Origin of the sequence: Streptomyces azureus, assembly GCF_001270025.1 — a bacterium.
Classification (GTDB): Bacteria; Actinomycetota; Actinomycetes; order Streptomycetales; family Streptomycetaceae; genus Streptomyces; species Streptomyces azureus.
In genome coordinates this window covers 1-2,980 of the sequence record NZ_DF968473.1, presented here as the reverse complement: position 1 = coordinate 2,980, position 2,980 = coordinate 1, and the positions used below count along the sequence as shown (strand labels likewise).

General features: G+C 71.2%; 1 protein-coding gene and 2 pseudogenes. All 3 read right to left on the bottom strand.

Going from position 1 to position 2,980, the window contains the following annotated elements:
* Positions 1 to 134: 134 nt before the first annotated feature.
* A complete protein-coding gene (locus AOQ53_RS36225; RefSeq protein ID WP_078945672.1) occupies positions 135 to 1,010 on the bottom strand; it encodes an ABC transporter permease in 876 nt (291 codons plus the stop codon).
* Positions 1,007 to 1,959 (bottom strand): annotated as a pseudogene (locus AOQ53_RS36220) (ABC transporter permease). Before AOQ53_RS36220 ends, AOQ53_RS36225 begins: the two are co-directional and overlap by 4 nt.
* Positions 1,956 to 2,825, bottom strand: a pseudogene (locus AOQ53_RS36215) (ABC transporter substrate-binding protein); the annotation flags it as partial. The pseudogenes AOQ53_RS36215 and AOQ53_RS36220, both read right to left, overlap by 4 nt.
* Between the last annotated feature and the right edge of the window lie 155 nt (positions 2,826 to 2,980).

Below are 2,980 nucleotides of genomic sequence, written 5' to 3'. Positions count from 1 at the left end.
GGCGCCGACCAGCGCGGTGACCTTGCCGGGCAGGGCCTTGAGGCTGACTCCGTCGACGATCGCCTTGCCGTCGATCTCGACGCGCAGGTCGCGGATCTCGGCCACGGGACCCACGGTGGTGTCGTTCTCGTGGTTCACGGACGTGCTTCCTTCTCTGTCCGGCTCAGGAGAGTTCCGCCCGTGCCTCCGGACGTGGCTGTGCGGGCAGGGGCGCCCTGTCTCCCGCCCTTGTCCAGCGCGGCGTCGAAGAGGAGGTTCGTGCCCATCGTCAGGCCGACGATCAGCAGGGCGGGGACGACGACGGCCCAGGGTTGGACGAACAGGCCGGTGCGGTTGCGGTCGACCATGACCGCCCAGTCGGCGGCGTCGGGCGCCACGCCGACGCCGAGGAAGGCGGCAGTGGCGACCAGGTACAGCACACCGGTCAGCCGGGTGCCGGCGTCGGCGGCCAGGGTGCGCAGCATGGAGCGGCCGACGTAGCCGACGGCCATGCGCCACCACGTCTCGCCCTGCATGCGCAGCGCCTCGACCGCGGGGCGGGCGGCGGCCTCGGTGGCGGCGGCGCGCACGAGGCGGGCCGCGTCGGGCACGTTGACCATCGCCACCAGCAGGGCCAGCCCTACGGCGCCGGGGGAGAACACCGTCGCCGCCAGCAGGATCAGCAGCAACGACGGGATGGCGAGCACCACGTCCAGGGGCCGCATCAGCAGTTCCTCCAGCCAGCGGCGGTGGGTGAGCGCGCCGAACAGGCCGATGGGCAGGGCCACGAGGTAGGCCAGGGCGGTCGCGGCGAGGGCGGTCAGCACGACCGGCCGGCCGCCGTGCAGCACCTGCTGCCAGACGTCGCGGCCGACGAAGTCGGTGCCGAGCCAGTGGCCGTCGCCGAGTATGAAGGACGCGGCCCGTGAGCCCGGTTCACCGGCGAACACCGGGCCGAGGAGGGCCAGGACGAGGGGTACCGCGATGACCCCGACGCCGAGAGCGAAGCGGCCCGTACACAAGCTCGTCACGCGGCCACCCCCGACCGGGGCGCGAGGCGGTGGGCGACCAGGTCCGCGCCCAGGTTGAGGATGACGGTCAAGACACCGAAGACGACCGCCAGACCCTGGACGACGGGTACGTCGCGTTCGGCGACGGCGTTGAGCAGGACGGTGCCGAGTCCTGGATCACGTACAGCGCCTCCACGACGATGACGCCGCACAGCAGCCAGTCGATGGTGCGGGCGAGCTGCTGGGCGGCGGGGGCGAGGGCGTTGGGCAGGGCATGGGTGTAGCGGATGCGGGCGCCGGAGATGCCGTAGCGGCGGGCCTGCGCGACGTACGGGGAGGCGAGCGCGTCGATCATGCCGGCCCGCACCAGACGCACCAGGGAGCACACGGGCCGGGCGAGCAGGACGAGGACGGGCAGGACGAGTGCGGCCGGGTGGGAGAGCAGGTCGGTGCCGTAACCGACGGCGGTCGGCGGCAGCCCGCCCAGCTGGATGGCGAGGACGGTCACCAGCAGCACGCCGAGGGCGAACTCGGGCACCGCGTACACGGCGAGCGTCACCGAGCTGACCAGCCGGTCGAGCAGCCGCCCCTCGTGGCGGGCGGCCAGTACCCCCAGCCCGAAGCCGATCGGCACGAGCAGCACCATGGTGAGCGCGGCCAGCAGCAGGGTGGGGCCGAAACCGTCGGCGATGTACTGGCTGACCGGGCGGCCGGAGGCCAGGGAAGTGCCGAAGTCGCCGTGCAGCAGGCCCGCCGCCCAGTCGGCCAGCCGCTCCACCGCGGGCCGGTCCAGCTCCATGGTCTCGCGGATGGCCTCGATGCGGGCAGGGTCGGGCTGGTCCCCGGCCAGGGCGACGGCGGCGTCACCCGGCAGCGCCTCGGTGAGCGCGAAGACCAGCAGCACCACGGCCACGGTCTGCGCGACGCCGAGGAGCAGCCGCCGGGCGACGAAGGAGCGAAGTCCGCTCACGCGAGCCACACCTTGTCGAAGCGGACCCAGTCGATGGTGTTTGCGGGCGCCTTGGTCTCAACCCCCTTCACCGTGCGGGCCGTTCCGATGATCCAGTCCGCGAAGCCCCAGATCAGGAAGCCGCCCTCGGAGTACAGGCGGCGCTGCATACGCTCGTAGACGGCGGCGCGGTCGGTCTTGTCGGGGGTGGACTGGGCCTGCTGGTAGAGGGCGTCGAAGTCCTTGTGCTGCCACTTGGTGGCGTTGGTGGTGGAGTCGGTGAGCAGGCGCTGGGAGATGTGGGCCTCGATGGGCATGGCGCCGGAGCGGTAGCAGCACAGGGTGCCGCCGTCGAGGATGTCGCTCCAGTACGAGTCCTTGCTGCCCATCTTGACGTCGATTGTGACGCCTGCCTTCTTCGCCTGGTCGCGGAAGATGCTGGCGGCTTCGGTGAATCCGGCGGCGACGGCCGAGGTGTCCAGGGTGACCTTGAGGTTCTCGGCGCCGGCCTGCTTGAGCAGGGAGCGGGCCTTGTCGAGGTCCTGCTCGCGCTGGGGAAGGCCGTCGGCGTAGTACTCGTAGCCCTTGCCGAACAGGTCGTTGCCGACCTCGCCCGCGCCGGACAGGGCGCCGTCGACGAGTTCCTTGCGGTCGGCGATGAGGAAGAACGCCTGGCGCACCCGCTTGTCGTCGAAGGGGGCCCGGTCGGTCTTCATGCAGAACCCCTGCATGGCGCTGTTGCGCAGCCGCACGATCTCGATCTGTCCCTTGTCCTCGTGGGCGCGGGCGGTGGTGGGGTTGAGCTCGTGGGCGTACTCGACCTGCCCGCCGATGAGGGCGTTGACGCGGGCGGACTCCTCGTTGGCGACGACGAACTCGATCTCGTCGGGTCTGTGTGATGTCGGGATCAATCTTGCCGAATCGGGTCCGTCCGGGAGGCGGATCCGGTAGGAAGTCGGTCGTGGCGCGCAGGAAACTCACCGACGAGCAGTGGAAGTTGATCGAGCCGTTCCTGCCAATAGGCGAGTACGGCCCGTACCCC